The following is a 26,342-nucleotide window of genomic DNA, read 5'->3' as shown; positions in this document are numbered from 1 at the left end:
AAACGAATGAGGCTACAAGCCAAGGTCTCGCTTGCGGCCAAGGGTCCACCCGATGCCGCCACCGCCGTTGGTGACGCCGGCGACGTGCTGGCCGAGCTTTTTGTCGATTTCGCGCGACCAGGGCACGAGCTGAAAGCCGAGGCCATTGTCGATCATGGCGTAGCGGCCAGAGGCGAGCGTCAGGCGCTGACGGTAGGTGCCGCTCACATGCTCGCCGGTCGCGGGTTTCATGTGCGGCAATCCCGTCTTGGCTGAGAGTTTTGCACCCACCGCGTCCAGTTCGCGTCGACGCAAGGTGTTCAAGAGATCGCGCTGCATGATGATGCGCTGACCCTGTCGCCGGGCGAGCCCTTCGCCTGCGAGATGTTCGGCGCGGGCCTGCATGGCGTCGCGCGCTTCGCGACCGAACCCGCCCATGGCGAGCGGCGTCGGATCGCGCTCGACAAGTCGATGGTCGATCCAGGTCGCGCCGGGTGCGGTGACCTGCTGGGTGAGGTCGAAATCCGAGCGGTTGGCGAGCACCAATGTCGGGCGCCGGTCGTCCAGCCCACCAAAGCGGCGGACCTCGACGATCCCTCCGATCGGCGGGGCGTGCTCGAACGCCTCGATGCCCCGGAAACGAACATGGTGGGCACGTCCGTCCGTACCATCGATCACGGCATAAGCCTCGCCGGTCAGCTCGTCATGGAGTCCCCTGTCGACCAGCCGGCCGATGATCGGCGATCCCGGCTTCTCACCATCGATGACATAGTCGGCGATGCCGCGTGCCTCACCACGCTCCGTGAACGCGCGGTGCATGGTCTTGATGACGTCGCCGCGGGTACCGAGATCGCGAAGGTTGCGCTCGGCCTCCAGCCCGACCATCCATTCGCCGGGACCGGCCGGCGCGGCGAGGCCCATCTTTTCCAGATGCTGCAGCCGCCCGATCATCAGGCGACGGATTTCGGGGTCGGTGGCGCCGGGATTTTCGGGGCGCAGGTCGATGGCGCCGGTTTCAACGGCGGCCATGCGGATCTCGACGTCGAGCCGCGTCCAGCGTTCGGCCGCGATCTCCTTTTCCAGAGTGTTGCGGATCTCGTACTCGGGCTTCGGACCAAGCTCGATAGACGCGAACTCCTCGGCGCGCGAGCGCAGGCCGCGGCTGATATAATCTCTGGAGATCACGAGGTCGGCGCCGGTTTGATCGACGCCGCGCACGAGCAGATGAACATGCGGGTTATCCGTGTTCCAGTGATCGACGGCGATCCAATCGAGCCGTGTGCCGAGATCGACTTCCATTTGCCGGGCGAGATCGCGCGTGAAGGCTCTGAGATCGGTCATCTCGCTGGCGTCCTCGGGCGAGACGATGAAGCGGAAATGATGCCGGTCGTCCTTGCAGCGATCCGCGAAGGCTGTGTCGTCAGTGCGGTCACTGCCGGCATCGAACATCACCGCCTTCTCGCTGTTGCGGGTGACGCCGTCGCGCTTGAGGTACGAAAGATGGGCGGTGAGCGGTGCGGAACGGAAGGATCGTCCCTGATGGCGGACAATACGTGCCTTCACCACCACGCGCCGCGCCGGGCTGAACAGGCGGCTGCGGCTAAAACTGATCCGGCCGCGCCCGAAGGTCGAGCGCCCGTAGCTTGGGGAGCGCTTCCCCGCAGCCGCATGCGAAGGGCTGTGACCAGCCTTCTTCGCCGCACGCAGCACCTGATTGATGAAGGTCTTGGGCCTTGGCGCTCGCGTGCGGCGGATGCGGCCAGGCCGGATGCGTAAATCGCTGTCGCCTGCGCTCATGGCAAAGGCTCCACGAACGCGAAATGGGGAGCAGTGCCGGAAACATTCTTGAATTCATTGGCGAAAGCATCAGGCGCGGCACGCGCCCCGACCGACCGGCACGGCCGAACCCAAGCCATTCCAATGGCTTGCGGTTCGAGCGGCGAGCCGCTTTTATCTCGCCGTCCCGCTGTCGTGCTTCCCTGCTGCCCTCGCCTTCCCAGCCATTCTATCCCGGAGCACGCCATGGCGCGCCAAGCTGCAAATCCTGTCATTACAGGCCTCCCGCGCTTGATCGAACAACAAACAGGCTGTGCGCTTGCGGCACGAGCGCAGAGATATTGCGGCGCGTCGGAACGTAGTCCGATCGCCGCTCAGCCGACACAGGATCGGCAGCGGCTGCGTGTTCGGGTCGCGCGATGAACAGCGACGCCTCGGTCCACGATTTCGAATGAACAGTTGCGACGGTGATCGGATCGGCGAGTTCGCCGCCACCGAACAAGGAAGCAAGCGTTGCCACATAGGCGCGTGTCTCGGCCGGCAGTGGACGGCCCGCGAGATATTGTTCGTAGCGGCCTGGTCCCGCACTATACGCCGCAAGGAAACCGGACGAGCCATAGCGGTCGTGCAGTTCGTGGAGGTACGCAGTACCGGCCAGAATGTTATCGCGCGGATCGTAAGGATTGTCGCCGAAGCGATGACGCATGCGCAGGTCCGCCCAGGTCTCGGGCATGATCTGCATCAACCCCATCGCGCCTTTTGGCGATCTGGCCCACGCGTTGCCGGCACTTTCGACGGTCATCACGGCGCGTATCCAGTGCGCCGGTACAGCGAAGCGACGTGAGGCCTCTTCGATTAGATTCGCAAACGACCCGGGAGGTCGCGAACTCGCGGGATGCACGCTTGATGCGGCGTCAGCTAGCGCACCACCAACCGGCACAATCGCAAACGACAACACTATCGCAACGATGCGAGCTACCGTCCCTAAAGGACACAAGCATGCCACCGTGCTCGCGCCCGTCCAGGGTAAAGCTGCTTCGCGCCGGCCTTGCGGCCGCCCTGGACCGCCGCTGCGCGCGGCGGCTTTGCGAATTTTGGTCGGGACGGAGGAATGGTGCAGCATCTGGTCGAACAGAGGAATGGCAGATCGAGAAAGAGAGATGCGCACGCTCACTCCTCCTTGATCCAGACAGGGACTGCACGGCCAACAACGGCGGATGCCGCGATCGGCCCGAAGTAGCGGCCGTCCAGCGAGTCCCGGGACTGCCAGTTCATCAGAAAGAGCTCGTCCTCGCCGACAACACGACAGCCGTGCCAGACCGGCAGCGGCCGGCCGCGACTGTCTCGCTCGCGCGCCTCACCCACGTCGATCTGATCGACGGAGATGGTGCGCCCCTCTCTGCAAACCGTCTGCCCCGGAAGCGCCAGCACGCGCTTCAACATGGGAATGCCGACTGGCAGATAGCCGTACAGGTCAAGAAAACTCGCCAGTGGCTCGGGTGGCTGGATCGCGACAAGTTCGGTGACAAACAGCCTGTCTGCGGGCCGCAAACGATAGAGGCCACGCGGTACACTTTCGGAGATATTCCACACGTAGAGCGGAACTGGTTCCATGACGATCGCTGCGACGAGAACCGCGATCCCAACAAGCATGCCTGCGAGCGCCGCGAACCGACCGTTCATGGCGCGATCCTCTGCCGGTGAAGCCAGGCCTGATGACGCGACTTGGTGTAGGTTCGTGGAGCTTCGTTGACGGACAACCGGTTATGGACGTGATGCCAATAATCAGGTGCAGCATCCGCGGAATCGATGCCGAGCGCCTCGATCACATCGACTAGTTGCAGCACCCGCTCGACCTTGGGCCAGCCCGACAGCCGCAACAGAATGTCGCCGCCGGGTCGCACATAGGGCACCGTGGCACAACGCTGACCGGTCGCGACTGCGCGCAAGATGTCGATCCGCGAGATGACCGTGCCGAAGTCATTCGAAGTCCAGCGGACGAACGCGAAGATGCTGCCGGGCGCAAATGACACAACGCGCCGGCGGGGGTCGAGAATCTTCTCTTCGACAATGCGGCCGAAGCGAATCCGGTTCTCGATACGCTTCTCAAGCCACAGAAGCTCGACCTGCGTGAGATCGCTCATGAACCTCCTCCATGTTTGGAAAGATGAATTGGGTTGCAGGTCGAAGGCGACGATGCGCGTCGGCCATGCTTCAGGGATCGCAGGCACCGCTCGCGTGCTGGCCATCGATGCGAATGCTTGAGCAACAGCAATGCCATCGCGATACGGCCTTGCGCAGAGCGCGCCTGTTGCCGCATCCGTGTCTTGCTGATGCGTTGGCCCTGGATCGGATTGGGGAGCGAGACGAGAACTGTGCTCGCGCCGAGCCTTTGTTGGTTATCCCCAGCAGCAGCGAACGCTGGGTCCGTTAGAGAAAATCCGAAGGATTTCAGGTTAGGAAAGTTACGGGCGCTGCAAAGCGTTGAGCAACAAGGCCTTACACCTGATCTCGGTCCCCGATAGCACGAGGATCTGGTCCCCGATGGCACGAGGGTTGCGGTCCCCGATAGCACGAGCCGATTCACAGGCCGCCCTCCGATTGAGGAACGAGCCCGCGCTTGCGCAGCCGCGCAGTGAATGGATCGACCGGGTGAGGTGCGAAGATGAGACGCTCGGTGCCGCGAAGGTCACGCTCGATAATGAGCCGATAGCCAGGCAACGTCTGGCGGCGGACGATCTCGCGCAGGTCGTAAGCAAAATGCTTGAGCGGCGAAAGGCTGGCGGACTTGGCGTGAAGGTAGATAAAGTCGAAGCTCCAGCCACCCTCCTGGCGACCGCCATGCTTGCGGACCAGCCGATAAAGCCAGCGCTCAAGTCCACCGGTCAGATCGAAATAGGCAGGGTCAATTGTCAGCACGAGCGCGTCGTCCACGACGCCGGCATAGAACCAGTCCGGCAGGATCAGCTCAAGGCCAGATGGTCGCCCATGTGCATCGGCGGTCTCCTTCCACTCGTTGATCCAGGAGAAGCGATGCCGCCGCCGTTCGGTCGGCTGGCGGATCGATGTCAGCACTGTCGTTGATTGCAGCCTGTCGAGACCGGCCTTCAGCCGATCGTAATCGCGTGCACCGGTGCCGCGGCCGACGAAGGTCAGAATTTCGTAGGGCGTTGCAGCCATGAGGCGCGACGTCCTCAAACCGGCGTCACGCGCCTCGACTATCTGCGAGGCAGCCCAGATCAGAACGTCTGCATCCCAGATGGTCGCCATGCCATGTTCGGGCACGGCCTCGACACGAATAGTGATGGTTCCCGCGCGAAAATCGATCGGTACGACACGCTTGGATTTGGCAAGGGAAAAGAACGGATATGCCATCAGATCCTGCGCATCGCGCGGTGCGAGATCGCCGGGCAACGCGCGAAAGAGATCAAGCTGTTCGCGCTCAGATTTATGCCGATGTCTCGTCACGACGCACTCCCCGACAATCAGCGTCGCTCTTGACCGGCATACGGGAGCGGAACATGTCGCTTGGCAGGCAGTACGGTTTCGGCGCCGGAATCGGAGGTCGATTGCCGAATTCCGCGTTTGGCCCAAGCTTCCAAATCGGCGATAGCATAGACAACGCGACCGCCAAGCTTTCGATAAGTGGGACCGGTCCCGTAGGTACGGTGCTTCTCCAGCGTGCGGCCAGAGAGGCTGAGGAATCGCGCGGCTTCAGGCGTCCGTAGGTAGCGCGGCGGAGAGCCGGCGGTAGTATCTGGCATCTGAAGGCCTCCGTGATCTCATGGAGCGCTGGCGACGTTCGCAGCGCATCTGGGGTCACGATGGCGGAGCAGACGCGCGATGGGGGATGCCGATGATGAGGGGATGCGTTAGCGATACCCCTCGGAGTTATCAGCTACTTCTTGCGACGTGATTGCCGCAGGAGTTCGCGATAGCCGCCGCGCATCAACGCAAAGCCACTTTGCACGAGACGGATGGTTCGGTTGCGGAGATCGTGGGTTTTCCAGGCGCGCTCGGGGATGCGTTTCTTGCCGAACAACGCTTCGGCGATCCCACGATAGGTGCCGCCGTCCATGCGCCCATCGAGCGCGCGAACCGCGAGAATTAAACGTTCACGGCGTTGAGGAGATAGTTCGTGAAATGCCGGACCGGGCGCACGCCCATTGATGACCCGCCACAGTCGATGGGCAGCGTGCGCGCGAACTTCGAAGTCAGAGTCCAGCGGTAGCACCGCCGTATACGACATGCTCATCGTCGGCGGCTCAGCCAGCCACAGACGATGCTCAGCTCCACGAATGCGCAGAACCGCGTGCCAACCGTCGGACGCTCGGCGCAGATCGCCCGCCGTCAGATCGGCGAGCGACTGCCCTACGCCGTCAACATTCGAAGAAGATGCGGGCCGACCGATTGGCACCACCGTCGGCAGAGCCTCCGGCGCCCAGAAAATCGTCTGTTCGTTGAAGGACCCTTGCGGATCATGAGCGAAAGCAGAGGCCCCATCTCCTCCTGAATCCGGCAGTCACATTATGGACGCTTCCAACCCTGAGCATCTCCCCGTAGTCACGCCGATAGTCAGGATTGCGACGAAGGTATTCCCAGGCGATGGCGGTGATGTCGGCATCTTGTACGCGCTTGTATGACTCTGGCGCTCGCCAGTCGAATTCAGGCATTGCTCTGACCCCACGCAACATATCGAAGATTGCGGGGCAATAAATTCGGATCCAAGAGGTTGCAGGAAGTCCCCAATTGAGCATCGCGCGCGATGCTTCAAAGTGATCACTGCACGAAGAGAATTGTTTTTCTCGAAAGAAAGTTCGTGTGAATGGCTTTCTCTATTTGGTCGCGCCACCGCGTAGCAAATGACGATAACCATGCTCAGTCATCCATTTGGCGCGGGCCAGATGGCTTTCAAACGCATTGCGCGCACGAACTGGTTCGCTGTCGGGATCAAGATGCAGCACGACCCGCGCGACTTCTCGCCAGTCGGCCCCCTCAGACTCGGCGGCGAGAAGGCGCATATACGTCACAACATGCTGCTCGTCGTAGACCGTCAGCGCCGGATCGGTGGGCGCAACGTCCGCGACGTCAGGATCGAGCGGCGGTGTCTGCATCGTGCTCCTAGCGATAATCCCTAAATTCTTACGGCGATGTCGGGGTTGCGTGCAGCCGCACCTTAGTCGCATTTAAATCTCAGCTGCCAGCCTCATCCGCGAATACACATTATAGGAGATAAACCTCATAGTATGTAAAGACGCAAGTTGCGCGAATGGATATGCGCAAACTTGTGGGCCGAAATTTCGAACGGCTGAGAAGGGAAAAAGGCTTCACCCAGGAGCGTTTCGCTGAGGCCTCCGGCTTCACGCAGCAATATATCAGCGGTCTCGAACGCGGCCGGCGAAATCCGACGGTCGTGACGCTATTCCATCTTTCCAGCACGCTCGGCGTCAGTCACGTCGAGCTCGTTCAGCCCGATGATGAAGCGCGCGACGAACGGCCGAAGACAACCAAGCGAAAGACTTAGAGAAGAAGCTAGGCTGTCGCAGGATGCAGACACTGGCTTCTCTGGGGTAGTGATTCTCCTGTTTTTACCAGACTAAAGTTGGGCTGTGGCCTTCGCGAGCCGGGCCGCAGGCCCGGCGAGCCCCGGACGCGGATACGCGTCCGCCGCCGATCCGGAAACCGGATCGGCGGCAAATTGCAAAGCATAAAGCCTCGATAAGCGCTGGTCGCGCAACCGGCTTCCGGCTGCGCGGCTATTAGCCCGTCAGGCAACGCGTTCCAACAGTCGCTTCGCCTTACCCTCAAGTTCAAGACGCTCGTCTTGATGCGCCTTGCCACGGGCCAGCGCGGTGATCCCCTGAACGAAATCAAACACGCTTTCCGGTGAGCGGCCTTCCTCATACAACACGGTTTCGATGATTTTCACCGTCTCGGATTTGGAGAACCCGCGTTTGCGCAGGAAGGTCTCGCGATCCTCCCCTGTGCGAGCGACGATCCGTTCGCGCGCAGCCTTGATGCCCGCGATGAACGGCGCGGGCGACGAATCGGCAAAGCTCTTGAGAGCGGGTGCCGCCTCATGAGCGAACCGCTGCGCGGCAAACTTGGAATGCCGGATGCTGATTTCCTCGAAATTCTCAACGCCCCAGAGATTGCGGTTCATGCAAACGGCCCGCAGATAAAACGAGGCGATGCCGAGCGTCTTCGATCCAACTTCGCTGTTCCAGCAATAGAATCCTCGAAAATACAAATCCGGCGATCCGTCCGGTAAGCGTCCCGCCTCGATAGGATGGGTATCATCGACCAGAAACAGGAACACATCCCGGTCACTGGCGTAGAGCGTCGTGGTGTCCTTCGTGATATCCACGAAGGGGTGGTGCATCATCCTATTCCAGTCGAGCACGCCCGGCACCTTCCACCGCGTATCTCCGGTCCCATTGCCCGCGATCTTCATAACTGCGGCGACAAGTTCGTGATCCCAAATGCGGCCATAGTCCGGGCCGGTCACGGCGCGAAGCTCAACGCGACCATCATTAGCTTCCAGTGTTTTCACCAGTTCGGCGCGGTGCGACAGCAAGCCGTGTTGCAGATTGATCCCAGCCAGCGGTGCGGGAAGCTGCCGCATATAGGATGACGGCGCGCTCACAAGGCTGCACAATTGTCCAAAACTCCAATGCGTCGGTGCGACGGGCTCATCCCGCCCGGGCACCATGAGAGCCAGCCGCTCGGCGTTGTCGCGGCTTGCTTCCACCCTGACAGCGCGGCTCTCCACGGTGCGGGCCTGTGCGTGCTCGGCACGGCGGCGGACCGCGTCATGAAGATCGGTGAGGCTGAGATAGCGCTCATCATCGGGACGGGAAAACCACTCCGACGACACACGGCCAATCCGCTCGCCGCGCGACACGTCCACGCGAAAGCCGCTGGAAACAGGCTGATCGTTCTGGGTCAGGGTTATCATGGTCATCGCTCATTCTCCTTCTGGGCTGGGTTAAAGCGCAGCGCTGCGCTGCAACCCTGCCCGTCGGCGAGACCGGGGTAGCGAGGGCAAGGGCGGCAGGAGTGGAGGGGGATCACCCGCCCAACGGGGCGCGCGGCGCGCGCGTCTGCACACGCCTGGAATTCATGCGTCCTATGAATTCCTCTTGGCGCGGAAGACCGGGGAAACCACTCCGGCCGGCGCCGGCTTCGGCGCTTTACCCTTGCGCGCGCGAGGGCGGAGCCCTTAGCAATCGTTCTGCAAATAAGGTGACCGAAGGCCTTCCGTCTTTCTCTCTGCGCGACGGTGGCCTAGGCGCAAAAAAAGCCCCGCCTCCGAAGAGGCGGGGCGCGTCGATCCTGTTGGATCAGTCGCCGTTGCGGCGGGACCAGATCAGCGTGAAGCTGTCGTCGCCCTCGCCTTTCACCAGCGAGGCGTAGATCGGTGCCGGGAAGCTCGGATCGTCGAGCTTGACCGAGAGGTATTCGCGGTCGGTCTCCCGTGCGGTCTTCTTCCAGGCAGCGCCGAACTCGGTGGCGCCAGTCACGATACGATAGTCGGGCGCCTTGTCGTTCTCCTTCTCGGTCGCGACGAATGTCGCCTTGACGTTGAGCGTCAGTGTCTTGACCGAGCCGGTGAAGCCGTTGTTCGACGCAGTGAAGGTTCCGATGGTAGCCATGGTGGTCTCCGTTCTGTTGTCGGGCCGCGACCATCGCAGCCTCGATGGCGGTCCTTGGCCCGGGGAGCGATCGACCCGCAGCCGTCAGGCCCGCAGCACAGCGGAGGACGGCGGCAGACGGCTTTTTTGCCTCGCGAGGAATGCCGCCACTTCGCGGCAGGGGAAAAAAGCAGGCTTAGCCGTTGCGGGAAGGCGATCGAGGCACAGCCGGCCCTCGGGCCTGATCCGTCCATTCGAGGTTGCGTGTGACGCGCCCATAAACGGACTGATGGAGACAACCATGAGCGCTGCCATCGCCGCCGCACAAGGACATGGTCATTACCGGTCGCACAAAGACCTGCGCCCGCGCATCAACGAAGGTGACGGCGCGCCCCGACGAACGACCGCGCATGATCTCGCAGCGTTGCGCGCCGGTTGGTGTGCGCTCAGCCCGAGACCCATGGAGCCCGGCTCGCAATCGCGATGTCACGAACGATTGATGCCCGTCACGATCTAACCTCGCTGGTGAAAAATGAGGTCGTCGATCAGTCGGAACCGATATCGCAAGTCGCGCCGCGGCATGATCCGCGGCGACGTGCCGACCTTCAAGCGGGTTACTGGCGCCGACCATAATGCGCCCTTTCCCGCTGGCTTCAGCTTGAAAAGTGTTTCGCCTTCTAAAATCCGCCGGGTCGAGGGCATGAGTATCGTGAGATTGGCCGCGCGCCCGATGGCGCGCGGCCAAAAAAATTCTACGTCCGCACAGTGAACGGCCGGGACCGCGTGAGCGGTCCCGGCAGCTCGATTACTCGGCGGCGACGGAGTAGGCGTCAGGGTTCGTCTCCGTGACGGCATCCGCTTGCGGGTGTTCGGCAGACTCTTGGGCGGCACGCGATGTCCGCATCAGCACGGGCAGCCAGCCGGTGCCGACCAATAACTGCTCGGCGGCTTCCGCCATGTCCTGCTTCTTCATATCCGCCATCCGGTCAGCGACCTCGACGCTGACAGCTTCGTGCACGGCGGCAAGAATATGCGTCTTGGTGACACGACCAAGATAGGCCTGCACGGTCGGTGCCCAATGCGCGGCCATGTCGAGTGACACGGCCTCCGCCAGCCGGTTCGCCGTTGCGACCGCACGAGGCCTGCGCTCCGACGGCAGTCTCACTGCGTTGGCCGTCAGCGCGACGCAATGCGCGAACAGCGCCATCCGGCTGTCATGGTCTAGCTCCACGACAAAAGACCACAGGCCAGTCACGTCGCGCGGCATCTGTGCCGCCCAACGTGCGTGATGATCCGCCCATGCCCTCCCCGCCTTCGTGTCCTCAATACCATCCGCATGAGAGGCCAGCATTGTGCTGACCGGGCGTATGTCGAGCACGTGGGCGTCCGCGCCGCGATAGAAGATTTGCGCGGCGAACGCATGGGTCACCGCAACAATGGCGACCTCTGGCTGTTCGCTCAAAGCGAGGCGAAGCCCGAGGGTCCGGTGCGCAGTGAGATCGCGGATCAGGATGTCCGATAACGGTTTGTGATCGTCGCCATCCTCATCCTCCGCGCCCAAACCGTCACCCTCGGCCTCACCGTTCGAGCCGGTTTCGCCGTCAAAGACGGCGTCACCGCCCTCTCCTTCGCCGCCGAGGTCCTGCGTTTCCGGCTCCGGTTTCTCGTCTTCGGCGCGCATGAAGCCGCGCTCGATGCGCACGGTCCCGTCGTGATTGAGGATCACAAAAGCCCCGCAACGCGCGACGTCAGCGGGGGCGTAGGCCTGACACTTCTCCTCAAGCCGCTCGATCTCGGCTTCAAGTTCGCCGAACCGCGCATCGACATCGTCAGGCAGTTCCTCTGCGCTCTCATATTGCTCTGTCAGGCCGTTGAACTCGGCCTGTGCGGCGTCCAAGGCAGTTTGATCTTCCGCCGACAGGTCCACCGGTTGCGGATAGGTTCGGCGTAGCCCGTGGCTGTGCGGATAATCGAGGTGGACCTGCGTCCATTTCCACCCTTCAACTTCCTGCACAGCGGTCGCTTCACGCCCGAGCTTCGCCATCACAAGCAGGTCGAGAAGCGCTACGTCCTCGAAATACCCGCCACGATCCTCGGTAAAGAGATCGCGGAGGATCGTGCCACCCACCTCGGTATAGGCCTCCGCGCCGACAAAGATCGCGCGGCGATCCGTGGCGGCGACGTGGGTTTCCGTGAGCAAGCGGCGGATCGTGCTGGCATCGCGGTTATAGGATAGCCGCTCATAAGCCGCTTCCTGCCGGGCATAGTCCTCGGTGATCGCAAAGGCCATCAACTGGTCGAGCGCCAGATCGCCGTCCCGGTAGACTTGCATCAACTTGGGCGAGACCGCGCCCAGACGAAGGCGTTGCCGCACCACATGCGGCGTGACGCCGAACCGGGCGGCGATTTCCTCCGCGCCGAACCCGCGTTCCTCCGCCAGCTTCTTGAACGCCTCGAACTGGTCGGCGGGATGCATGTTCTCGCGCGTGACGTTCTCATCGAGGCTGATTTCGAAGGCGTCGTTCGCGGTGTCGATGACGCAGCGGATCGGCTCCGTCTTCTTGATCTCCTTGCGCTTGACGCGGAGAAGCTGGGCCAGCCTGCGGCCTTCGCCGATGGTGACGAAATAGAACCCGGTGGCCGCACCCTCCGCTTCCAGTTCCGGCTCAACAACGAGATTTTGCAGAATTCCCTTCGCGGCAATACTGGCCGCATAAGCCTCAATCGACGCCTCGCTGTGCGGCGTCTTGCGGGCATTGTTCGGGGACTTCTTGAGCTTGTTGAGTGGAATGAAAATCTCCATCCCGCTTTCCGTGACGATTTCAACATTCTTGACAGTCATGGTCGTTCTCCTTTCGGGGGTTGGGGTGCAAGCGCAGCGCTGCGCTGCACCCCTGCCCGTCGGCGAGACCGGGGTAGCAAGGGCAAGGGCGGCCGGGGCGGAGGGGGATTCACCCGGCCTGCACAAGCGGATTCCGATGGTGGCAGCTGTTCGGTCTTGACGTCCGCGCGGAAGGTTGGGGAGACCGCCCCGGCCGGTCCCGGATCTTCCGGCGCTTCACCCTTGCCCGCGCGAGGGCGGAGCCCTTAGAGATCCCAAACAAAAAGGGCGTCTGCGCCGCAGCGAAGCGAAGGCCAGTCGGCAGTCGCGAGACCGGTTAAAAAGGCACCCGCAGGAGGGTCAGTATAGCGCCGCCGCTTGGCGGGACCCGGGACCGAGTGCCTCCGGCGAGCGACACGTTATCGCGCGAAGGGATCGAAGCCGAAGGCCGAGACGCATGTTTGCGGCTCGGTTTACGAGAGCCCGACCGGCAGAGCCGGTCGCGAACCGTCTTTTGGTTTCGATTCGGGAGCTAATTCTGCAAGGTCGTATCGAGTAGCTGCACAGCTCGTACGCCTGCTTTCTGGAGCTGCACCTTTAAGTCAAGCTTATTCGCATCAAGATATTGCGCACCCGCGTTGAGGGCGTCGCTCCTCGCATCGCACGACGAGCCGTGCGTGACAGCGTGATGACTGCCAGAAGATCTGCCGACGCTCACATCCTGGCCGCACTGTCGCCAAAGCCTTCGGCCGGTGCGCGCGGCTCCAGGCATTGTGAAGCAAAAACAAACGCCATGCCCCTTCTTGGGAGCGCAGACTCCGCTTCACCGACAGGCCCGCGTCCTTGCAATGCCCCCACTGCTCCAAACGCTACTACCGCGCATACCGCCGGTCATTCCGATATCGCGAAATAGAGTGATTCTTCGTCCTATTTGTACGCCACAGCACCATGCAGCCATACCTGAGCTCCAAGGCTCTTTCTTGCTGCAAAACCTACGTTCAATGTGCATTGGACCGATCATGGTTCGGAGCGGAGGCATGCGCGCCAAAGACGAAAGCCGTCTGAGATGACACGCGCGGTGCCGGGCGAATTCACGGAGGAGTGGCTGCTCAAGGCCATCGACACCGTGTCGTTCTGCATCGTGGAGGACGGCGCGGTCTACGCGCCAATTCTGGAGCGGCTCGAAAACGAGCTGGAATTGGTTCGCCGCAAAGACGACGTCGTCGCCCGCGCTCGGCGGAATGTTGAGTTGCGTAACCAGCGTCTCGCCGAAGCGCGTCCATAGCGCGGTATCCAAATCAAAGCTGGCTAATTCATTCTCGGTGGCCAACGCCGGGCCGCCAACCAGCCCGCCAGAGGCGCGCCAAAGGCTAGGCACCACATAAATTGTGCAACGAATGGAGCGACGGCGGCAATTACTGTTGCGCACACGAGTGTGAAGACCGGAAAGACCGCGATTGCCAGCAACTCGAAATTGCGGTGTCCTCGCAGCGCCAGAACCCATAGCAGCGCGTTCAAGCTGGCAATGACTGTCAGATGGAAGCCGTAGCTTACTGCGACGACACTATCGAGCCGATAGGCGCCGTAAAGTCCATTGGTCACCGGAAGCATGACAATCGACAGCAGGAAGATCAAATTGAGAAATACTTCGCTGCGGCTGCCTTCCGGTGCGAAAGTGAGTCGCCGATGATGGCTGAGCCAAAACACGCCGGCCACGATAAAACTGATCATCAGCGCGATGACAGGTTGTGCGTAGGCACGGACAAGCTCTATCCAGGTCGGCGCCCGTGCGAACCTGCTCGCCTTCGGCAGATCGTAGGCGAGCAACGTCATCGCAACGCCGAAGATGGTATTGCTCAACGCCTCCAATCGGCGCATTTCGAAAAGGCCGATCTGCTTCAACGTCGCTCCCCCTCATAGGTTAAACGTCGGGCCAATTGAGCGACAAATCCCAATCCGCATGAAATCCGCCGCTGTTCCACATGTCTTGATCGAATGCCGTAAGCACTTGGTCGAACTGTTCGACACCGGCGACCTCGTACCGAGGGAAAGCGACTCTGTGCGGCGGGATCACGGCCCGGCTTCGGCCGACTAGCCCTGCGTAAGGCTCAACGCACAGCGCTATCGAGGCGAGTAATTCGACCTCGAGCGCAAAGCCCTGCGAAGGACGGAAGCACTTTGCTCTGACCTCATTCGCGAAGTGAATCACTGATGCAAAATGCCACATCAATTCGTTAGCTGAAATGAACATGTAGGTTGGCGGCCTGTCTTCCGGGTAGGTCACAAAGACAAAGCGATCAATTTGTCCTTCGGAGGAAAGGCGATCTAGACCCATGAGATTTGCGCCATCGAAAGCCCGCTCGGTCGAGCGGAGGCGCGGCTGCCAAGTCCGTATTGTTGAGAGCCCCAAGAGCTGCAGCACGCCCTGTTGGCCTTTGCCCTTCAAGCTTGGGAAGCTCAGCAATGACGCTTTGTCGCCTGAAACGATGCCAGATGCAGGAAGCGGCGAGAATGGTTTCGCCGTAATTCGTAGAGCCCATGATCCGACCCATTGCTCAGAGCTGGGCAAACTACCAGTGCGATATGTTGACTGCACACTGCGCACGGGGTTGGTTCTTTGAAACTCCGACGGTATCCACTGGAAGAAGCGATTTGCGCTTTCTTCGAACGCTGCATCGATTTGTTCCCGACGACCCGCGATCCGCTTTGTCGCTTCTTGAATTTCCACCATGCTCATCGGCTCAGACGCATCGCCGCGCCTGACATAGCAGTGGCGATCTTGCGTGTGTCTATGCGGAGCCAGATACGACGACAACACCCGCATTATAATCACGCCGCCATCGTCATCGTCTTCCGTGATGACTGCTTCGCACTCAAAAACAGGCAACCTTGGTTCGATGCGCTGGCCAAGTGCCTGCAGAAGGCTGTTAGCAGCGTCTTTACAACGCGGGATCGGCCGCAGCGGCCCGACCGCCCTCTTAGTAATCCGGTCCTCACCAACGCCGACGATGAGCGTGCCACCATCTGTATTAGCGAATGCTATAATCTCCCGCGCAAGCTGATCTTTTGCTTCGTCACCGATCCTCCCGCCCGTCATCCAAGGGTCTTCGCCGCTCCTCGCCGGAAGTGAGCGTTTGAACTCGACATCGAGCCCCTCGGCTATCTCCGAAGCAATCACGCGCTCCACGTCAGCTTTAGTTAAGTCGGACAGTCTCCCCGAGAACATTTTGCCCCCCGTCAAACTCGCACTGTCGGCACCTGCTCTCAGTTTGTAAAGAGAACAGGGCGCCGCTCAACCGAAACGGAAGCAGTGTGGGCCACCGGCCTCAATGGAAGCCGCCCCCAATTTCAGATTATTTTTGTACACCCAATAATGGTTGACACCCCCGATTATTGGGTGTACGTTTATGTTCATGAGCAAGCCATACGACGAAGCGAAAGATGCCATCAACATCGCCAACCACAGCATTTCGCTGGCACGTGCGACCGACATGGTGATCGCGCGCTTCATCGTTGATGACCGCTTTGAATACGGCGAAACGCGCTATCGCGCTTGGGGCCATATCGACGGCCAGCCTTACTTCCTCGCCTTCACATTCCGCGATGGCAAGGTGCGCCCCATCAGCCTGCGCCGTGCCCATGCAAAGGAGATGAAACGAAATGTCCGCTAAAAAGAGAACACCACCAGCCACCCACGACGACAACCCGGAATGGACGGCGGCCGACTTCGCCGCGTCGCGCCCGGCCGAAGAACTGCCGCCAGATATTCTTGCCCAATTCAAGAATAAGCCCGGTCGGCCGCGTGTGGAAAATCCGAAGGTTCCCGTGAAGATCCGGCTCGACGACGACGTGGTGACGGCACTACGAGCGACGGGCCCGGGCTGGCAGACGCGCATCAATGACATGCTGAAGTCGCGGATCAAGCGCGGTAAGATTGAGTTCGCTTTATTCAGCGAGAAGCCAAAGCCTCGCGCGGCGGCCGGTGCCGCGAAACGCAAGCGCGCGTGACCAGGCCACGGCATAAACCGCAGTTAAATCGCGGTCCGGAAGGCTTGAAAGAGCTTCAAGAACCCGCGCCTGATGCCCCGAGATCTTAAAGGTGAGAAGCGCCGTGCCATCATGTTGTCCGTCGATGAACGCTCGGTTAGGTAATTTACTTTACATGAGATGGCTTTTTCGGTAATCTGCTTGCATTGAGATTCGGCGTGCAGGAGACTTCGTTATGGAAGATGAATTCCAACGCCGGTTAGAAGCAGCCTTCTATCCGGACGCGGATGGGGAAACGATCCGGGGTGTTACCGAGGGCATCCTTCTGGCAGACGACCTGCTCGAAAATACCCCTCTTTTGAAGAACGCGGTCGGTCGTGATCTGCGCGGTCATATCCGTCGATCCGGTATCATTTTCCGACTCCACGATTTGTGCGCCCGCGGGGATCTGCCATTCACTGCTGATATCGTTCCGATGCCGCACGGGAATTGGCATTGGCTGGAAATTCGCTCGGAGAATTTCAAAGCTCACATCTGCCGTAGCGAAAAGCCTTATGACTTCCCCGAGGAAACCTTGAGTCGGCAAGATGCGCGGCTTGTTAATCAGAATGATCTTTTCGCCGAGAACGTGGTGCCGCTCAAGCAAATCATCAACCAGGTCCCGGATCTTTACGCTTGGCTGACTTTCGGTGCGGAGAAGAACGGCTCGTTGAAGCACCTGTGTTGGGCTATGCCGCCGGCTGACGATGGCTTTTGGTTGGCGCACATCAACATTGTTGAGCGTGCGAAACAGGCGGAAGCAAAGCCCCGCGCGCCGGAGGAACCTGCAAAAGTCATTAAGCTCAAATTCAGAGATCACATCGAAGAGTCGCTTATCCAGCAAAACCAAGCTGACAAAGACAAGAAGTAATTTCTGGAGCTGAAATGAGCGTTGTCAACGGGGGCGCCAAAAAGCCCCTGCCTAAACCTATTCCTGATCGGATCCGAGAAGCGCGAGAGGCGCGAGGTCTCACGCCTGAGGATTTTTCTGAACTTCTTGATGTGAGCCGACAGGCTGTAGCGCAGTTCGAAACGGGGCAATCGTCGCCTTCGGGCGAGGTAATGGCGAAAATTATAGGGGTAACTGCGCAACCACCGCTTTTCTTCGTCACGCCCAGAGAACGCGCACGTCAGGGCACTCCGTTCTGGAGGAGCTTGAAGCGAATGGAGCAACATCACCGCCGCAGAATTACGCGACGCTTGGAATGGGCTCGGGACATAGCAGCGTATGTTGACCGCTTCATCGAGCTGCCAAACGTCAATCTTCCAAATATTGAATTCAATGCTGAATGCGCCTCGGAGGAAGATATCGAGCGCGCTGCAGAACAGCTACGGGATCATTGGAAACTGGGGCGCGTCAGAATTCGCAATCTAGCAGCGGTCTTAGAAGAGAACGGTGTGATCCTGGTTCATGAGTCCGTTGAATGTCCGGATATGGACGCCGTTTCTTGCTGGCAAGGCGGGCGCCCCTTTATACTGTCTTCAGCTGAAGTCCAAAGTGGTCCGCGTGCGACCTTTAATCTTGCGCACGAACTCGGGCATATTCTGCTGCACGCTGGTGTGGAAGTTTCGTCTGAAACTCTCGGGCAAATAGAGAAGCAGGCGAACCGCTTCGCTGGAGCTTTTCTCTTGCCGCGGGAGACTTTCAGTCAGGAGGTTCTTGGCACCTCCGTTAGCTACTTTAAATCCCTTAAGCAGCGGTGGGGTGTCGCGATCGCTGCGATGGCTTATCGATGTAAGGATCTCAAGATTTTTAATGAGAACCAGTTTTCGTATTTGATGAGACAGATGAATGCGCAGCGGATCCGTAAAATCGAGCCGCTTGACGATGCTTTCCCGGTCGAAAAGCCATCGTTACTGGCAGAGTCTCTTAGAATGATCGTGGAAAAAGGGGTTCAAACCCGAGAGCAAGTGGAAGCAGCACTTACGCTAAACCTCTCGGACGTAGAGGGACTATGTGGTGTACCGAAGGGGTTTCTCGATTTAAGAGTAGTTTCCTTCGTTCCTCGCCAAAGATGATCTGGGAAGCGTGCAGGCCTTAGTGGAAGGCGCCGGCAGTCTGGGCTAGGGCCTCGATGGGATGCGGACACCAAGCTGTTAGTAGGCGAGCGCGATGCTGAGAGCGTCGCAGCCTGATCCAGGATCAGCAGAGCCAGATTACGCACAGGAACACCGCGTCGCCAGCCAGAGCAACAAGAGATGCCCGTAAGTCTAAAGGCTTACTAACGAGATTGAGAGTGAGGAATTTTGAAGATGCCCGCAGCCTTCACGCGATCAACAGCTTGCTGTCGGATCAAACGCGTAGCGCTATCTACAAAAGATATAATTCTGGGAGACGCCACAGCATCGGTCTGAACCGGTTCTGGTTTTTGAAAATCCAGATCCAGTTGCTGTGGACAAGTCTCAGCGGGGCCTTGCTTTGACATAACCACACCATGTCCGCGATTCGTTAAACAATAGTATCTTCTTTTTCACTTAGGTTAGCAATGACCATGGATTCGTATTCAACAGGCCCATCCAAGGGCACTTGGAATAATGGCACAGCTTCCAACGGATTTTTGATGGCCACCCGTCCCGCATTCTTCCGATCTCGCTTTGGCTTAAAAAGCCCCATGTAGTGTTGAGGTGCAATACCGTCGTATTGCCGAAACACCACCTTCGTCTTGTCATCGGGATCTTCAGTAATAGCGTCGTGATGCAGAGCTATTGCTAGACTTTTTCTGTAAGGCTCTATGTACACAACAGACGAAATGCCGGCCGCAACGATGTGGCGCGCACAATTGTGACATGGATAGGTCGTGGTAAATAATGTTGCTCCAACCAGCGAATGCTTCCCTTCCCTAGCGACAGCCAGGATGGCCTCCATTTCAGCATGGATTGAGCGAGAGAATTCCGTTAGATCGTCAACCTCGTTGCCCTTTAACAACTCGCGGATTTGAGCTTGAGTTGTGCCAGATTTCATCAAACCGCTGTTGGCGATCTTCTTCGCAATGCCGTCTGATATACTCGTCCGCCGCGTATCGTTATGGCAGATCTTCATCCCCCATTTGAAGCAGCGATGGTCGTTATCTTGGATACTCTCCCGACCAACGTCCCATCGAAATTGATCGTCTTCGGTGTAAATACCACCGCGGAATTTGGGAACATCATTCCATCCGACAGAGATCAGTTCTCCTTGTTCCGAAATTAACGCCGCCCCTACTTGCCTCGACATACAAGCTGAACCCGCCATCGCCGCGCTGGCTTCATACATCGCGGATTCATGGCGAGTGGGGGTGTGAATGCTTGTATCGAAAATAATCTCGAGATACCTATGCAAGCGCCGCTTTAACTCATCCAGCTTTTTGTCGTTACAGATGAAAAAATCAGATTGCACAAAAATCTTGCGGGTGTTTTGACCGAACGTGGCAACCTCGTGCAGGTCTCGATCGAGTACGTTGCGAACCTCATTCTCATCTGCACCGCTATAGATCAGGCGCGTTTTTCTCATTGCGTCCGGAGCGAAAACGCCGACAACGCAGAGAGTGTCACGGTAGATTTGTCGGAGAATTTCTAGTTCTTCCAGATTTTTAATCGAATCAATTATGTAGGCTCGACGACCAGGCAGCATCGTTCCATTTGCGGCGTAACCATTTTTCTCTTTCCTGTACGCCGCGATGCGCTCGACAGCTTTTTCCGCAAGGTAGTTGTTTCCAAACTTATCTCGCAGCTTGTTTCCGGCATCCTGCATGTGGTTGATGTATTGGCTCAGAGGACTGGGAACCTCTCCAAGGCCGACTCGACGCGCCTCATTACGAATGAAGGTACTAAGCTTTATGGTTGGAGCTACGTCGTAACCAAAATGATGGCTAAGAATCTCGGCGAGATATGCAGCTGATGTGGAAACGCCGGATCCGACCGGACCTACGAACGCAATAACAAGTTCTTGCGAAAGGCGATCGGAAATATCTGAGGCGAGCGTTCGGTCCGCAACGTCGACTGGCCGCTTTAACGTAATCGGTTCCGGCATCCTTCCCCCGAGATTATCATTTCTTGGGTTTCAACCTCGCACAATCGTTGGTTGAATTCCAGAGTTCTCAGCCACTAAGGCCTAAGTAAAAAGTTCAGCATTCAAGCTTAACCATTCCCAGACTATCCGATGCGCGCTTGGTGTCTCGTCGGGTCTCGCGGCGCTGGTGATCTGAAGCCGGCCGCGCCGATGAACGGCTCTTATCCGATCAACCAGCCAGTCTAACGGCGTCTAAGTCGGCTGGTGCCAATGCGATCATCTGGAGATATTTCAGTTTCAGCCTCAGCCCGTGGCCGTCACCGTATTTCGGTTTGCCGCTTGCATGGCCCATCAGCTCGTCAGTGAGCTCGTCCGGACATTCGGCATTGCGCAGCCGGTCCTTCAGGCTGTGGCGCAGCGAATAGAGCGTGTGCATCTTCGACAGCCACATGCCGTTCTCTTCGAAATACTTGTTCACCGTCGCGGATAGCGTGTCGCCGTTGTCGGCATATTGCGCAAAGCCACTGGGGAATTCGCGCATCGCATCCAGCGAGATGCCGACCAACGGCACGTCGCGCTCAGAGGCTTGCGATTTCAGCACGCGGCCGAACGGCTTCACCCGCACATGCGGGATCTCCGCATCGAGCAGAATAAAGCCGGGAGTGAGGTTGATGATTTCGACTGGGCGCATGCCGGTATTGACCATGATGCGCACCACGGCCCGCGCCTGGTCGTTGAGGTCATCAAGCGCGCCGGGCCGTAAGATCACGCCGGTGATGAATGGGATCGGATAGGGACTGCGGCTACCATCCTTGCCACCACGCAGCCGCAAGCCGGCGACGATCGTTTCCTTGTCGAGATTGTGCCGCATGCTCACCTCGCGGACCATGCGCGTAATGTGGCTGATGTTCTTGTTGGCGGTTCTTACCTGGATGCCCTCATCTTTCACGCGCTTTGACCAGTGGTCGCGGAGCTTTAGCATCTTCTCGCGCGTCAGATCGTTGACTGTGCCATCGCCAACGACCTCGATCAGGATCTCGATCGCGCGCTCTTTGGCGGCCTTGAATTTCTTCAGCTGGCGCGGAGAGTACCCTAACCGCTCAGTGGCGGTCGCCAGGTCGAATTCGGTGTAGAGCCCGGAGAGCTTGATGGTCGGCGCGGCCACGGCACCCAGAACCGCCGCACGCGTTTCGGGATCGTGCACTCGATCGCCGGTGCCCAGCGCATCGATCCGGCGAATGAGATCGGCCGGCGCTTCCTTGGCGATGGCAGCCGCCGGCAAATATGGAAGGTCGAGGATCAGCGAGCGTTTGACGGCAGCGTCGTAGTCGAGCTTCGCTTGCGCCGCGTTGCCGCCAGCGCACATGCGCCAGTACGCCTCGGTATCGAGGTTGAGTCGCTCGGCGATCTCAATCGCCTTGCGCCCGCGCTTGTCGTCTACGACCTTGATGCCGGTCGTCAGCCTGACGGGCACCCGCTTATCGAAGGCAGCAAATTCCTCCGGCACGCGCCGCTGATAGTGCCAGACCCCGTTCCGCTTCGTCAGATACTCACTCACCCTGCACCCATGTAGGACGCTATGTAGGACGAAACCGTCGCAACAAGGGCTTGAAGTGTCAATGGAATTGCGAAAACGCCTTGTTTATAAGGGGTTTCCGCGAAAGGCGTGGCGCTCCGTAAGGGAATCGAACCCTTATTTTAGCCTTGAGAGGGCCATGTCCTAACCGTTAGACGAACGGAGCGTGCGCGGGAGGGGATAGCCGGGAATGGCGGTGGCTGCAAGATGCTGCCGCCCCCTCGCCCACTTATATGGTTATGGTTCGCAGGCGAACCCTTGGGTTCGTTTTGGCGAACCTCAGGGCTCGCTGGCGAATTTCAACGTTCCGGCGGGTTTCAGGCTCTTGGCATCGAAAGTGCGGATTTCGGTGCTGCCGCCGACGTCCAGCGTCAGCACGATCCGGTCGCCGGCTACCCCCGTGGAGAGGATTTTGGCGCCTTTTGGCAGGGTCGCGGTCGTCGTGGACGTGACAGTGCTTCCATCCGTGCGGAAAAGGCGGTAGCCGATCACGACGAGCAGCGCGCCGACGCCCAAGGCGGTGGTCAGGCCCGCGATCAGCATCATGCGGCGGACGCGCGCGATCATGGCGGCCTGTTCAAGGGTCGGTTCGGGCGCGCTATCGGCGGCGGGCTGGGTCATGCAAACACTCGTCTCTTAATTCACGGCTCTCGAAGCAACACGCTTCTGTCCAGGTAAGGCTTTACGGAATGAACGATCAACGGCTGGATGTCACGGTGCAGGGCGATGAAGGCTCGACCCGGCTCGATCGCGTGCTCGCCGTGCGCAGCCCGGCTTTGTCGCGGTCGCGGCTGAAGGCGCTGATCCTCGCCGGCCAGGTGACGATCACCCGGTCTTCGCAAGACCCCACCCCCGTGCGCGACCCCGCTTATCATGTCGCTGCCGGCGATACGATCACAATCGACGTGCCGCCGGCCACCGCGCCGGAGCCCGAAGGCGAGGATATCGCCCTCGATATCGTGTTCGAGGACGAGGACATCATCGTCATCAACAAGCCCAAGGGGCTCGTTGTGCATCCCGCCGCCGGCCACGAGACGGGCACGCTGGTGAACGCGCTGATCGCCCATTGCGGGGCATCCTTGTCGGGGATCGGCGGCGTCAAGCGGCCGGGCATCGTGCACCGGCTGGACAAGGACACCACCGGCCTGATGGTGGTCGCCAAGAACGACGCCGCCCATGCGTCGCTGACGGCGCAATTCGCCGATCACGGCCGCACCAACGAGATGCGGCGCGGCTATATGGCCTTTGCCTGGGGGATTCCGAACCGGCCGCGCGGCACGGTGGAAGCGCCGATCGACCGGCATCCCCATGCGCGCGAGAAAATGGCGGTCCGCGAAGGTGGCCGCGATGCCGTGACCCATTGGGAAGTGCTGCAGGAATTCCCGGATCGCCACGGCAAACCGATCGCCACCCTGCTCGCTTGCCAATTGGAGACCGGGCGGACGCACCAGATCCGCGTGCATCTGGCGCATATCCAGCATCCGCTGATGGGGGATTCGGTCTATGGCTCGCATTTCAAGACCAAGGCGTCGTCGCTGGGCGTAAAGAGCCGCGCGGCGCTGGAAGCGCTCGACCGGCAGGCGCTTCACGCCTATTTGCTGGCTCTGGAGCACCCTCGCACGGGCGAGATTCTGGAGTGGACCAGCGAGCTTCCTCACGATTTGGCGGTTCTGAGAGCCCATATGGCCGTGCCAGAATGACGCAGATGCATATAAAAAAGTAAGCCTTTCCAAACGCTTATATTGGCCCCACGGGAACGTGACAGGGAATTCACTTTCAATACGCTTGTAGTAGGGTGTATGTTGCACCTGCGTCAAATGAGACGCGGAACATCGCAGCCAGGGCGGCTTTAACAAAGCGCTCGCTGCCTGGCCCGCCGCTATCGGGGGTCTGAACCACTGGAGGGCATCATAATGGCCCGTACAGCTACCCTTCCGGTTCTCAATGGAGAATCCGGCCTCTCGCATTACCTCGCCGAGATCCGCAAGTTTCCGATGTTGGAACCTCAGCAGGAATATATGTTTGCCAAGCGTTGGCGCGAGCACGACGATCGCGACGCGGCACATCACCTTGTGACCAGCCATCTGCGACTCGTCGCCAAGATCGCCATGGGCTATCGCGGCTACGGTCTGCCGATCTCCGAAGTTGTCTCGGAAGGCAACGTCGGTCTGATGCAGGCTGTGAAACGCTTCGAGCCGGAGAAAGGCTTCCGCCTGGCCACCTACGCCATGTGGTGGATCAAGGCCTCGATTCAAGAGTACATTCTGCGTTCGTGGTCGCTCGTGAAGATGGGCACCACCGCGAACCAGAAGAAGCTGTTCTTCAACCTGCGTAAGGCGAAGAGCAAGATTTCCGCCCTGGACGAAGGTGATCTTCGCCCCGACCAGGTCAAGCTGATCGCCACGCGTCTCGGCGTGACGGAACAGGACGTGATCGACATGAACCGCCGCCTCGGTGGCGACGCGTCGCTCAACGCACCGATCCGTGACGACGGCGAAGCCGGCGAATGGCAGGACTGGTTGGTCGATAACTCGCCCAATCAGGAAACCATCATGGCGGAGCACGAGGAGTTCGATCATCGCCGTCAGGCGCTGAACGGCGCCATCGGTGTCCTCAACCCGCGCGAACGGCGCATCTTCGAGGCGCGTCGCCTCGCCGATGAACCGATGACGCTGGAAGATCTCGCCTCGGAGTTCGGCGTCTCGCGCGAGCGTGTCCGTCAGATCGAAGTCCGTGCCTTCGAGAAGGTGCAGACCGCGGTCAAGGGCACCATCGCCAAGGCGGAAGCTGCCGCTCTGGAAGCTGCGCACTAACAGGCGCGGTTGATACGACAAATACGAAAGCCGGCGGAAACGCCGGCTTTTTTTTTGTTGGGGTCAATTATCTGATCGGCTTCGCCAGCGCCTCAGTCCGGTCGCGCTCGGTCATGTCGATCACCGTTTCGACGGGTGCCGTCAGTTCATAGACGTAGGATACATCGGTGAAGTAGCGCTTCGCCGTGCCACCCAGCGCTTCCGGCGCCACGCGATCGAGCAGCACCAGACCGAAATCGCTGTCCGGCCGCCGCGTTGCTTCGCTGGTGTTGAACTCTTCCCAGCGGAAGTTGAACAGCCCATCCGGCTCGCTACCCGTAATCTCCCAATGCGCAACGATATGCGGATGCTTGCCCACCAGCGACAGGCCCTCGTCGGAATGCGAGGCCAGTTCAAAGAACAGCAGCGACAGGCTCTGCGCAGCGCGCGCGCTGACAATGATGTCCGGACCTTCCAGTGCGATACGGTCGGCATGCGGGATCGCACGCGCCTCGAACAGGCCCTTGAGCTGCACGCCCTGCCACTGGCTCTCGCTCAGCAGCGAGACCACATTCGACATCGCGTGAATGCGCCCGATCAGGAGATCGCGCGCGCTGTCCACGTCGGAGCCGTGACGCAGCGTGCGCGTCACGATCGACTGGATCACCGCCAGGATGTTCTTCACGCGATGATTGAGCTCGTCGATGACGGCGGTCAGGCGACGTTCGAAGCCGATGCGGATCTCCACCTCGCGCCGCAGCCGCAGATTGGCGTAGGAGACATAGCCGAACAGCCCGCAGACGATGGCCGTCAGCGCGAGGCCGACCCCGCCGACGATGATCGCGATACGCTGGGCGCGCAGCTCGGTATTGATCTTCGGATAATAACCCAGCGACCAGTCACGCCCACCGAACGAAACCGTGCGCAGGACTGCCAGCGCAGGACCATTCGCCACCAGCGGGCGCGCCGTTACCCTGCCATCGTCGTCGGCGACGATTTCGCCGTCAGCGACGCGCGGATCTTTCAGCGCCACCGAGAACAATGACATCTCGTCATTGGCCAGCATCAACGGCCCAAGTTCATAGGAGAACGACACGAAGCCGGCCGGCGCGGGATCGCCTTCGGGCACAACTGGCGTCACCAGTACCAATCCCAGCGGTCCATCGGGCTGCTGCAGCGGCGTAGGGCTGGAGGCGACCGGCTTGCCCTCGTTCACGGCGCGCACCAGCGTTGGCCCTGTGACGGGAGAGAAATTCAGGGCGCGACCGGCAAAGCCTTCGGTGACGGAATTGCGCGGCTCCACATCCATCAGCACGTCGAGCGGCTGCCCCAGCGCCCTGGCATCCAGGCGATCGTCGTTGTAGCTGCGGATCGTAGGATTGCGGTAGCCGGCACTGGCCAGCTCCGCACTGGCGGCCGCGAATTCGTTCGGCTGCAGGCGAGCGATCCAGGCGGCAATCGCGAAATCGGTCTTGAAGGCGTAGATCGAGGCCCGCAACGGCTGCAGCATGTTGGCCTTCATAACCGTCGGCGCACGAAACAGCCCGGCTGCAACCCGGGCCAGCAATTCGCGCTCGGTCAGACGCTCCTGCACCAGGCTGGCATGGATATCCACGGCCCGGCCCAGCGCGATATTCTCGATCGCCAGCTCCTGGTCATGCACGCGATAGGCCGCAAGGCCGGAGAGCAGAGCTCCGACCAGTGCCAGTAATGCGATGATGAAGCCAAGCCGGACCACACGGATACTCGG

The 26,342-nt window shown here is 60.0% G+C and carries 26 protein-coding genes and 1 tRNA gene; 8 read left to right on the top strand and 19 right to left on the bottom strand.

Annotated elements, in window-relative coordinates; translation table 11 throughout:
* Positions 1–12: 12 nt before the first annotated feature.
* The 9 genes from AB8B02_RS02730 to AB8B02_RS02690 form a co-directional block, all read right to left on the bottom strand.
* Positions 13–1,776: a relaxase/mobilization nuclease domain-containing protein gene (locus AB8B02_RS02730; RefSeq protein ID WP_439063034.1), complete on the bottom strand. Its 1,764-nt coding sequence runs from the start codon at positions 1,774–1,776 to the stop codon at positions 13–15.
* 253 nt (positions 1,777–2,029) lie between these two features.
* Positions 2,030–2,929, bottom strand: a complete 900-nt coding sequence (locus AB8B02_RS02725) for a lytic transglycosylase domain-containing protein (RefSeq protein ID WP_439063033.1) — start codon at positions 2,927–2,929, stop codon at positions 2,030–2,032.
* Positions 2,926–3,438, bottom strand: coding sequence for a S26 family signal peptidase (locus tag AB8B02_RS02720; RefSeq protein ID WP_439063032.1), 513 nt, complete (start codon positions 3,436–3,438; stop codon positions 2,926–2,928). The genes AB8B02_RS02725 and AB8B02_RS02720 overlap by 4 nt, the downstream gene beginning before the upstream one ends.
* Positions 3,435–3,899, bottom strand: coding sequence for a DUF2840 domain-containing protein (locus AB8B02_RS02715; protein WP_439063031.1), 465 nt, complete (start codon positions 3,897–3,899; stop codon positions 3,435–3,437). The genes AB8B02_RS02720 and AB8B02_RS02715 overlap by 4 nt, the downstream gene beginning before the upstream one ends.
* A 439-nt stretch (positions 3,900–4,338) precedes the next feature.
* Entirely contained in the window at positions 4,339–5,223 is an 885-nt protein-coding gene (locus AB8B02_RS02710; RefSeq protein ID WP_439063030.1) for a replication initiator protein A, read from the bottom strand.
* A gap of 17 nt (positions 5,224–5,240) precedes the next feature.
* Positions 5,241–5,519, bottom strand: a complete 279-nt coding sequence (locus tag AB8B02_RS02705; protein WP_439063029.1) for a helix-turn-helix transcriptional regulator — start codon at positions 5,517–5,519, stop codon at positions 5,241–5,243.
* 134 nt (positions 5,520–5,653) lie between these two features.
* Complete coding sequence (locus AB8B02_RS02700; RefSeq protein WP_439063028.1) at positions 5,654–6,175, bottom strand: DUF2285 domain-containing protein; 522 nt, start codon at positions 6,173–6,175, stop codon at positions 5,654–5,656.
* 58 nt (positions 6,176–6,233) lie between these two features.
* Positions 6,234–6,428 carry a transcriptional regulator domain-containing protein gene (locus AB8B02_RS02695; protein WP_439063027.1) on the bottom strand — a complete coding sequence of 65 codons (195 nt, stop codon included), beginning with the start codon at positions 6,426–6,428 and terminating at the stop codon, positions 6,234–6,236.
* A 162-nt stretch (positions 6,429–6,590) separates the two neighbouring features.
* A complete protein-coding gene (locus AB8B02_RS02690) occupies positions 6,591–6,869 on the bottom strand; it encodes a DNA -binding domain-containing protein (protein ID WP_439063026.1) in 279 nt (92 codons plus the stop codon).
* A 155-nt stretch (positions 6,870–7,024) separates the two neighbouring features.
* Here AB8B02_RS02690 and AB8B02_RS02685 point away from each other — a divergent pair, with 155 nt between their 5' ends.
* Complete coding sequence (locus AB8B02_RS02685) at positions 7,025–7,279, top strand: helix-turn-helix domain-containing protein (protein WP_315843642.1); 255 nt, start codon at positions 7,025–7,027, stop codon at positions 7,277–7,279.
* A gap of 243 nt (positions 7,280–7,522) precedes the next feature.
* On the opposite strand, the gene AB8B02_RS02680 is transcribed toward AB8B02_RS02685, so the two are convergent.
* The 3 genes from AB8B02_RS02680 to AB8B02_RS02670 all read right to left on the bottom strand — a co-directional run bounded on the left by AB8B02_RS02680 (position 7,523) and on the right by AB8B02_RS02670 (position 12,231).
* A complete protein-coding gene (locus AB8B02_RS02680) occupies positions 7,523–8,713 on the bottom strand; it encodes a DUF932 domain-containing protein (RefSeq protein ID WP_439064571.1) in 1,191 nt (396 codons plus the stop codon).
* A 385-nt stretch (positions 8,714–9,098) separates the two neighbouring features.
* Positions 9,099–9,410, bottom strand: a complete 312-nt coding sequence (locus AB8B02_RS02675; RefSeq protein ID WP_068737170.1) for a DUF736 domain-containing protein — start codon at positions 9,408–9,410, stop codon at positions 9,099–9,101.
* 784 nt (positions 9,411–10,194) lie between these two features.
* Positions 10,195–12,231 carry a ParB/RepB/Spo0J family partition protein gene (locus AB8B02_RS02670; protein WP_439063025.1) on the bottom strand — a complete coding sequence of 679 codons (2,037 nt, stop codon included), beginning with the start codon at positions 12,229–12,231 and terminating at the stop codon, positions 10,195–10,197.
* 1,045 nt (positions 12,232–13,276) lie between these two features.
* Here AB8B02_RS02670 and AB8B02_RS02665 point away from each other — a divergent pair.
* Complete coding sequence (locus AB8B02_RS02665) at positions 13,277–13,495, top strand: hypothetical protein (RefSeq protein WP_439063024.1); 219 nt, start codon at positions 13,277–13,279, stop codon at positions 13,493–13,495.
* Between the two features lie 23 nt (positions 13,496–13,518).
* Here AB8B02_RS02665 and AB8B02_RS02660 read toward each other — a convergent pair whose 3' ends face one another.
* The gene (locus AB8B02_RS02660) at positions 13,519–14,088 is read right to left on the bottom strand and encodes a TMEM175 family protein (protein ID WP_439064570.1); all 570 of its coding nucleotides are present in this window, start codon (positions 14,086–14,088) and stop codon (positions 13,519–13,521) included.
* A gap of 43 nt (positions 14,089–14,131) precedes the next feature.
* Complete coding sequence (locus tag AB8B02_RS02655; RefSeq protein ID WP_439063023.1) at positions 14,132–15,436, bottom strand: AlbA family DNA-binding domain-containing protein; 1,305 nt, start codon at positions 15,434–15,436, stop codon at positions 14,132–14,134.
* 187 nt (positions 15,437–15,623) lie between these two features.
* Here AB8B02_RS02655 and AB8B02_RS02650 point away from each other — a divergent pair, with 187 nt between their 5' ends.
* The 4 genes from AB8B02_RS02650 to AB8B02_RS02635 all read left to right on the top strand — a co-directional run bounded on the left by AB8B02_RS02650 (position 15,624) and on the right by AB8B02_RS02635 (position 18,255).
* Positions 15,624–15,881 carry a BrnT family toxin gene (locus tag AB8B02_RS02650; protein WP_439063022.1) on the top strand — a complete coding sequence of 86 codons (258 nt, stop codon included), beginning with the start codon at positions 15,624–15,626 and terminating at the stop codon, positions 15,879–15,881.
* Positions 15,871–16,218: a BrnA antitoxin family protein gene (locus AB8B02_RS02645; RefSeq protein ID WP_439063021.1), complete on the top strand. Its 348-nt coding sequence runs from the start codon at positions 15,871–15,873 to the stop codon at positions 16,216–16,218. Before AB8B02_RS02650 ends, AB8B02_RS02645 begins: the two co-directional genes overlap by 11 nt.
* Positions 16,219–16,432: 214 nt before the next feature.
* The gene (locus AB8B02_RS02640; RefSeq protein WP_439063020.1) at positions 16,433–17,107 is read left to right on the top strand and encodes a hypothetical protein; all 675 of its coding nucleotides are present in this window, start codon (positions 16,433–16,435) and stop codon (positions 17,105–17,107) included.
* Positions 17,108–17,121: 14 nt separating this feature from the next.
* A complete protein-coding gene (locus tag AB8B02_RS02635; protein WP_439063019.1) occupies positions 17,122–18,255 on the top strand; it encodes an ImmA/IrrE family metallo-endopeptidase in 1,134 nt (377 codons plus the stop codon).
* Between the two features lie 430 nt (positions 18,256–18,685).
* Here the strand turns inward: AB8B02_RS02635 and AB8B02_RS02630 are convergent, their stop codons facing one another.
* The 4 genes from AB8B02_RS02630 to AB8B02_RS02615 all read right to left on the bottom strand — a co-directional run bounded on the left by AB8B02_RS02630 (position 18,686) and on the right by AB8B02_RS02615 (position 22,421).
* Positions 18,686–20,245: an anti-phage dCTP deaminase gene (locus AB8B02_RS02630; protein ID WP_439063018.1), complete on the bottom strand. Its 1,560-nt coding sequence runs from the start codon at positions 20,243–20,245 to the stop codon at positions 18,686–18,688.
* A 208-nt stretch (positions 20,246–20,453) separates the two neighbouring features.
* The gene (locus AB8B02_RS02625; RefSeq protein ID WP_439063017.1) at positions 20,454–21,782 is read right to left on the bottom strand and encodes a molecular chaperone; all 1,329 of its coding nucleotides are present in this window, start codon (positions 21,780–21,782) and stop codon (positions 20,454–20,456) included.
* A gap of 109 nt (positions 21,783–21,891) precedes the next feature.
* Positions 21,892–21,966 (bottom strand) — tRNA-Glu (locus AB8B02_RS02620).
* A gap of 113 nt (positions 21,967–22,079) precedes the next feature.
* Positions 22,080–22,421 carry a hypothetical protein gene (locus AB8B02_RS02615; protein ID WP_093759212.1) on the bottom strand — a complete coding sequence of 114 codons (342 nt, stop codon included), beginning with the start codon at positions 22,419–22,421 and terminating at the stop codon, positions 22,080–22,082.
* A gap of 68 nt (positions 22,422–22,489) precedes the next feature.
* Here AB8B02_RS02615 and AB8B02_RS02610 point away from each other — a divergent pair, with 68 nt between their 5' ends.
* Together AB8B02_RS02610 and rpoH are read left to right on the top strand one after the other, a co-directional pair.
* On the top strand, positions 22,490–23,500 hold the full coding sequence (locus AB8B02_RS02610; RefSeq protein ID WP_120288709.1) for an RluA family pseudouridine synthase: 1,011 nt from the start codon (positions 22,490–22,492) through the stop codon (positions 23,498–23,500).
* A gap of 213 nt (positions 23,501–23,713) precedes the next feature.
* The gene (gene rpoH, locus AB8B02_RS02605) at positions 23,714–24,613 is read left to right on the top strand and encodes an RNA polymerase sigma factor RpoH (protein ID WP_089261507.1); all 900 of its coding nucleotides are present in this window, start codon (positions 23,714–23,716) and stop codon (positions 24,611–24,613) included.
* Between the two features lie 67 nt (positions 24,614–24,680).
* On the opposite strand, the gene AB8B02_RS02600 is transcribed toward rpoH, so the two are convergent.
* Positions 24,681–26,330, bottom strand: a complete 1,650-nt coding sequence (locus tag AB8B02_RS02600) for an HWE histidine kinase domain-containing protein (RefSeq protein WP_120288708.1) — start codon at positions 26,328–26,330, stop codon at positions 24,681–24,683.
* Positions 26,331–26,342 lie beyond the last annotated feature (12 nt).

Source organism: Tardiphaga sp. 862_B3_N4_1, assembly GCF_051811085.1.
GTDB classification, from domain to species: domain Bacteria; phylum Pseudomonadota; class Alphaproteobacteria; order Rhizobiales; family Xanthobacteraceae; genus Tardiphaga; species Tardiphaga robiniae.
The sequence above is the reverse complement of the archived record's forward strand: the minus strand, read 5'-3'. Positions and strand labels throughout refer to the sequence as shown.

What these genes read in the sequence shown, in the direction of transcription:
- AB8B02_RS02730 (WP_439063034.1), bottom strand. Translation starts at nt 1,776, where the DNA reads ATGAGCGCAGGCGACAGCGATTTACGCATCCGGCCTGGCCGCATCCGC.
- AB8B02_RS02720 (WP_439063032.1), bottom strand. Translation starts at nt 3,438, where the DNA reads ATGAACGGTCGGTTCGCGGCGCTCGCAGGCATGCTTGTTGGGATCGCG.
- AB8B02_RS02715 (WP_439063031.1), bottom strand. Translation starts at nt 3,899, where the DNA reads ATGAGCGATCTCACGCAGGTCGAGCTTCTGTGGCTTGAGAAGCGTATC.
- AB8B02_RS02705 (WP_439063029.1), bottom strand. Translation starts at nt 5,519, where the DNA reads ATGCCAGATACTACCGCCGGCTCTCCGCCGCGCTACCTACGGACGCCT.
- AB8B02_RS02695 (WP_439063027.1), bottom strand. Translation starts at nt 6,428, where the DNA reads ATGCCTGAATTCGACTGGCGAGCGCCAGAGTCATACAAGCGCGTACAA.
- AB8B02_RS02690 (WP_439063026.1), bottom strand. Translation starts at nt 6,869, where the DNA reads ATGCAGACACCGCCGCTCGATCCTGACGTCGCGGACGTTGCGCCCACC.
- AB8B02_RS02685 (WP_315843642.1), top strand. Translation starts at nt 7,025, where the DNA reads ATGGATATGCGCAAACTTGTGGGCCGAAATTTCGAACGGCTGAGAAGG.
- AB8B02_RS02680 (WP_439064571.1), bottom strand. Translation starts at nt 8,713, where the DNA reads ATGATAACCCTGACCCAGAACGATCAGCCTGTTTCCAGCGGCTTTCGC.
- AB8B02_RS02675 (WP_068737170.1), bottom strand. Translation starts at nt 9,410, where the DNA reads ATGGCTACCATCGGAACCTTCACTGCGTCGAACAACGGCTTCACCGGC.
- AB8B02_RS02670 (WP_439063025.1), bottom strand. Translation starts at nt 12,231, where the DNA reads ATGACTGTCAAGAATGTTGAAATCGTCACGGAAAGCGGGATGGAGATT.
- AB8B02_RS02665 (WP_439063024.1), top strand. Translation starts at nt 13,277, where the DNA reads ATGACACGCGCGGTGCCGGGCGAATTCACGGAGGAGTGGCTGCTCAAG.
- AB8B02_RS02660 (WP_439064570.1), bottom strand. Translation starts at nt 14,088, where the DNA reads ATGCGCCGATTGGAGGCGTTGAGCAATACCATCTTCGGCGTTGCGATG.
- AB8B02_RS02655 (WP_439063023.1), bottom strand. Translation starts at nt 15,436, where the DNA reads ATGTTCTCGGGGAGACTGTCCGACTTAACTAAAGCTGACGTGGAGCGC.
- AB8B02_RS02650 (WP_439063022.1), top strand. Translation starts at nt 15,624, where the DNA reads ATGAGCAAGCCATACGACGAAGCGAAAGATGCCATCAACATCGCCAAC.
- AB8B02_RS02645 (WP_439063021.1), top strand. Translation starts at nt 15,871, where the DNA reads ATGTCCGCTAAAAAGAGAACACCACCAGCCACCCACGACGACAACCCG.
- AB8B02_RS02640 (WP_439063020.1), top strand. Translation starts at nt 16,433, where the DNA reads ATGGAAGATGAATTCCAACGCCGGTTAGAAGCAGCCTTCTATCCGGAC.
- AB8B02_RS02635 (WP_439063019.1), top strand. Translation starts at nt 17,122, where the DNA reads ATGAGCGTTGTCAACGGGGGCGCCAAAAAGCCCCTGCCTAAACCTATT.
- AB8B02_RS02630 (WP_439063018.1), bottom strand. Translation starts at nt 20,245, where the DNA reads ATGCCGGAACCGATTACGTTAAAGCGGCCAGTCGACGTTGCGGACCGA.
- AB8B02_RS02615 (WP_093759212.1), bottom strand. Translation starts at nt 22,421, where the DNA reads ATGACCCAGCCCGCCGCCGATAGCGCGCCCGAACCGACCCTTGAACAG.
- AB8B02_RS02610 (WP_120288709.1), top strand. Translation starts at nt 22,490, where the DNA reads ATGAACGATCAACGGCTGGATGTCACGGTGCAGGGCGATGAAGGCTCG.
- rpoH (WP_089261507.1), top strand. Translation starts at nt 23,714, where the DNA reads ATGGCCCGTACAGCTACCCTTCCGGTTCTCAATGGAGAATCCGGCCTC.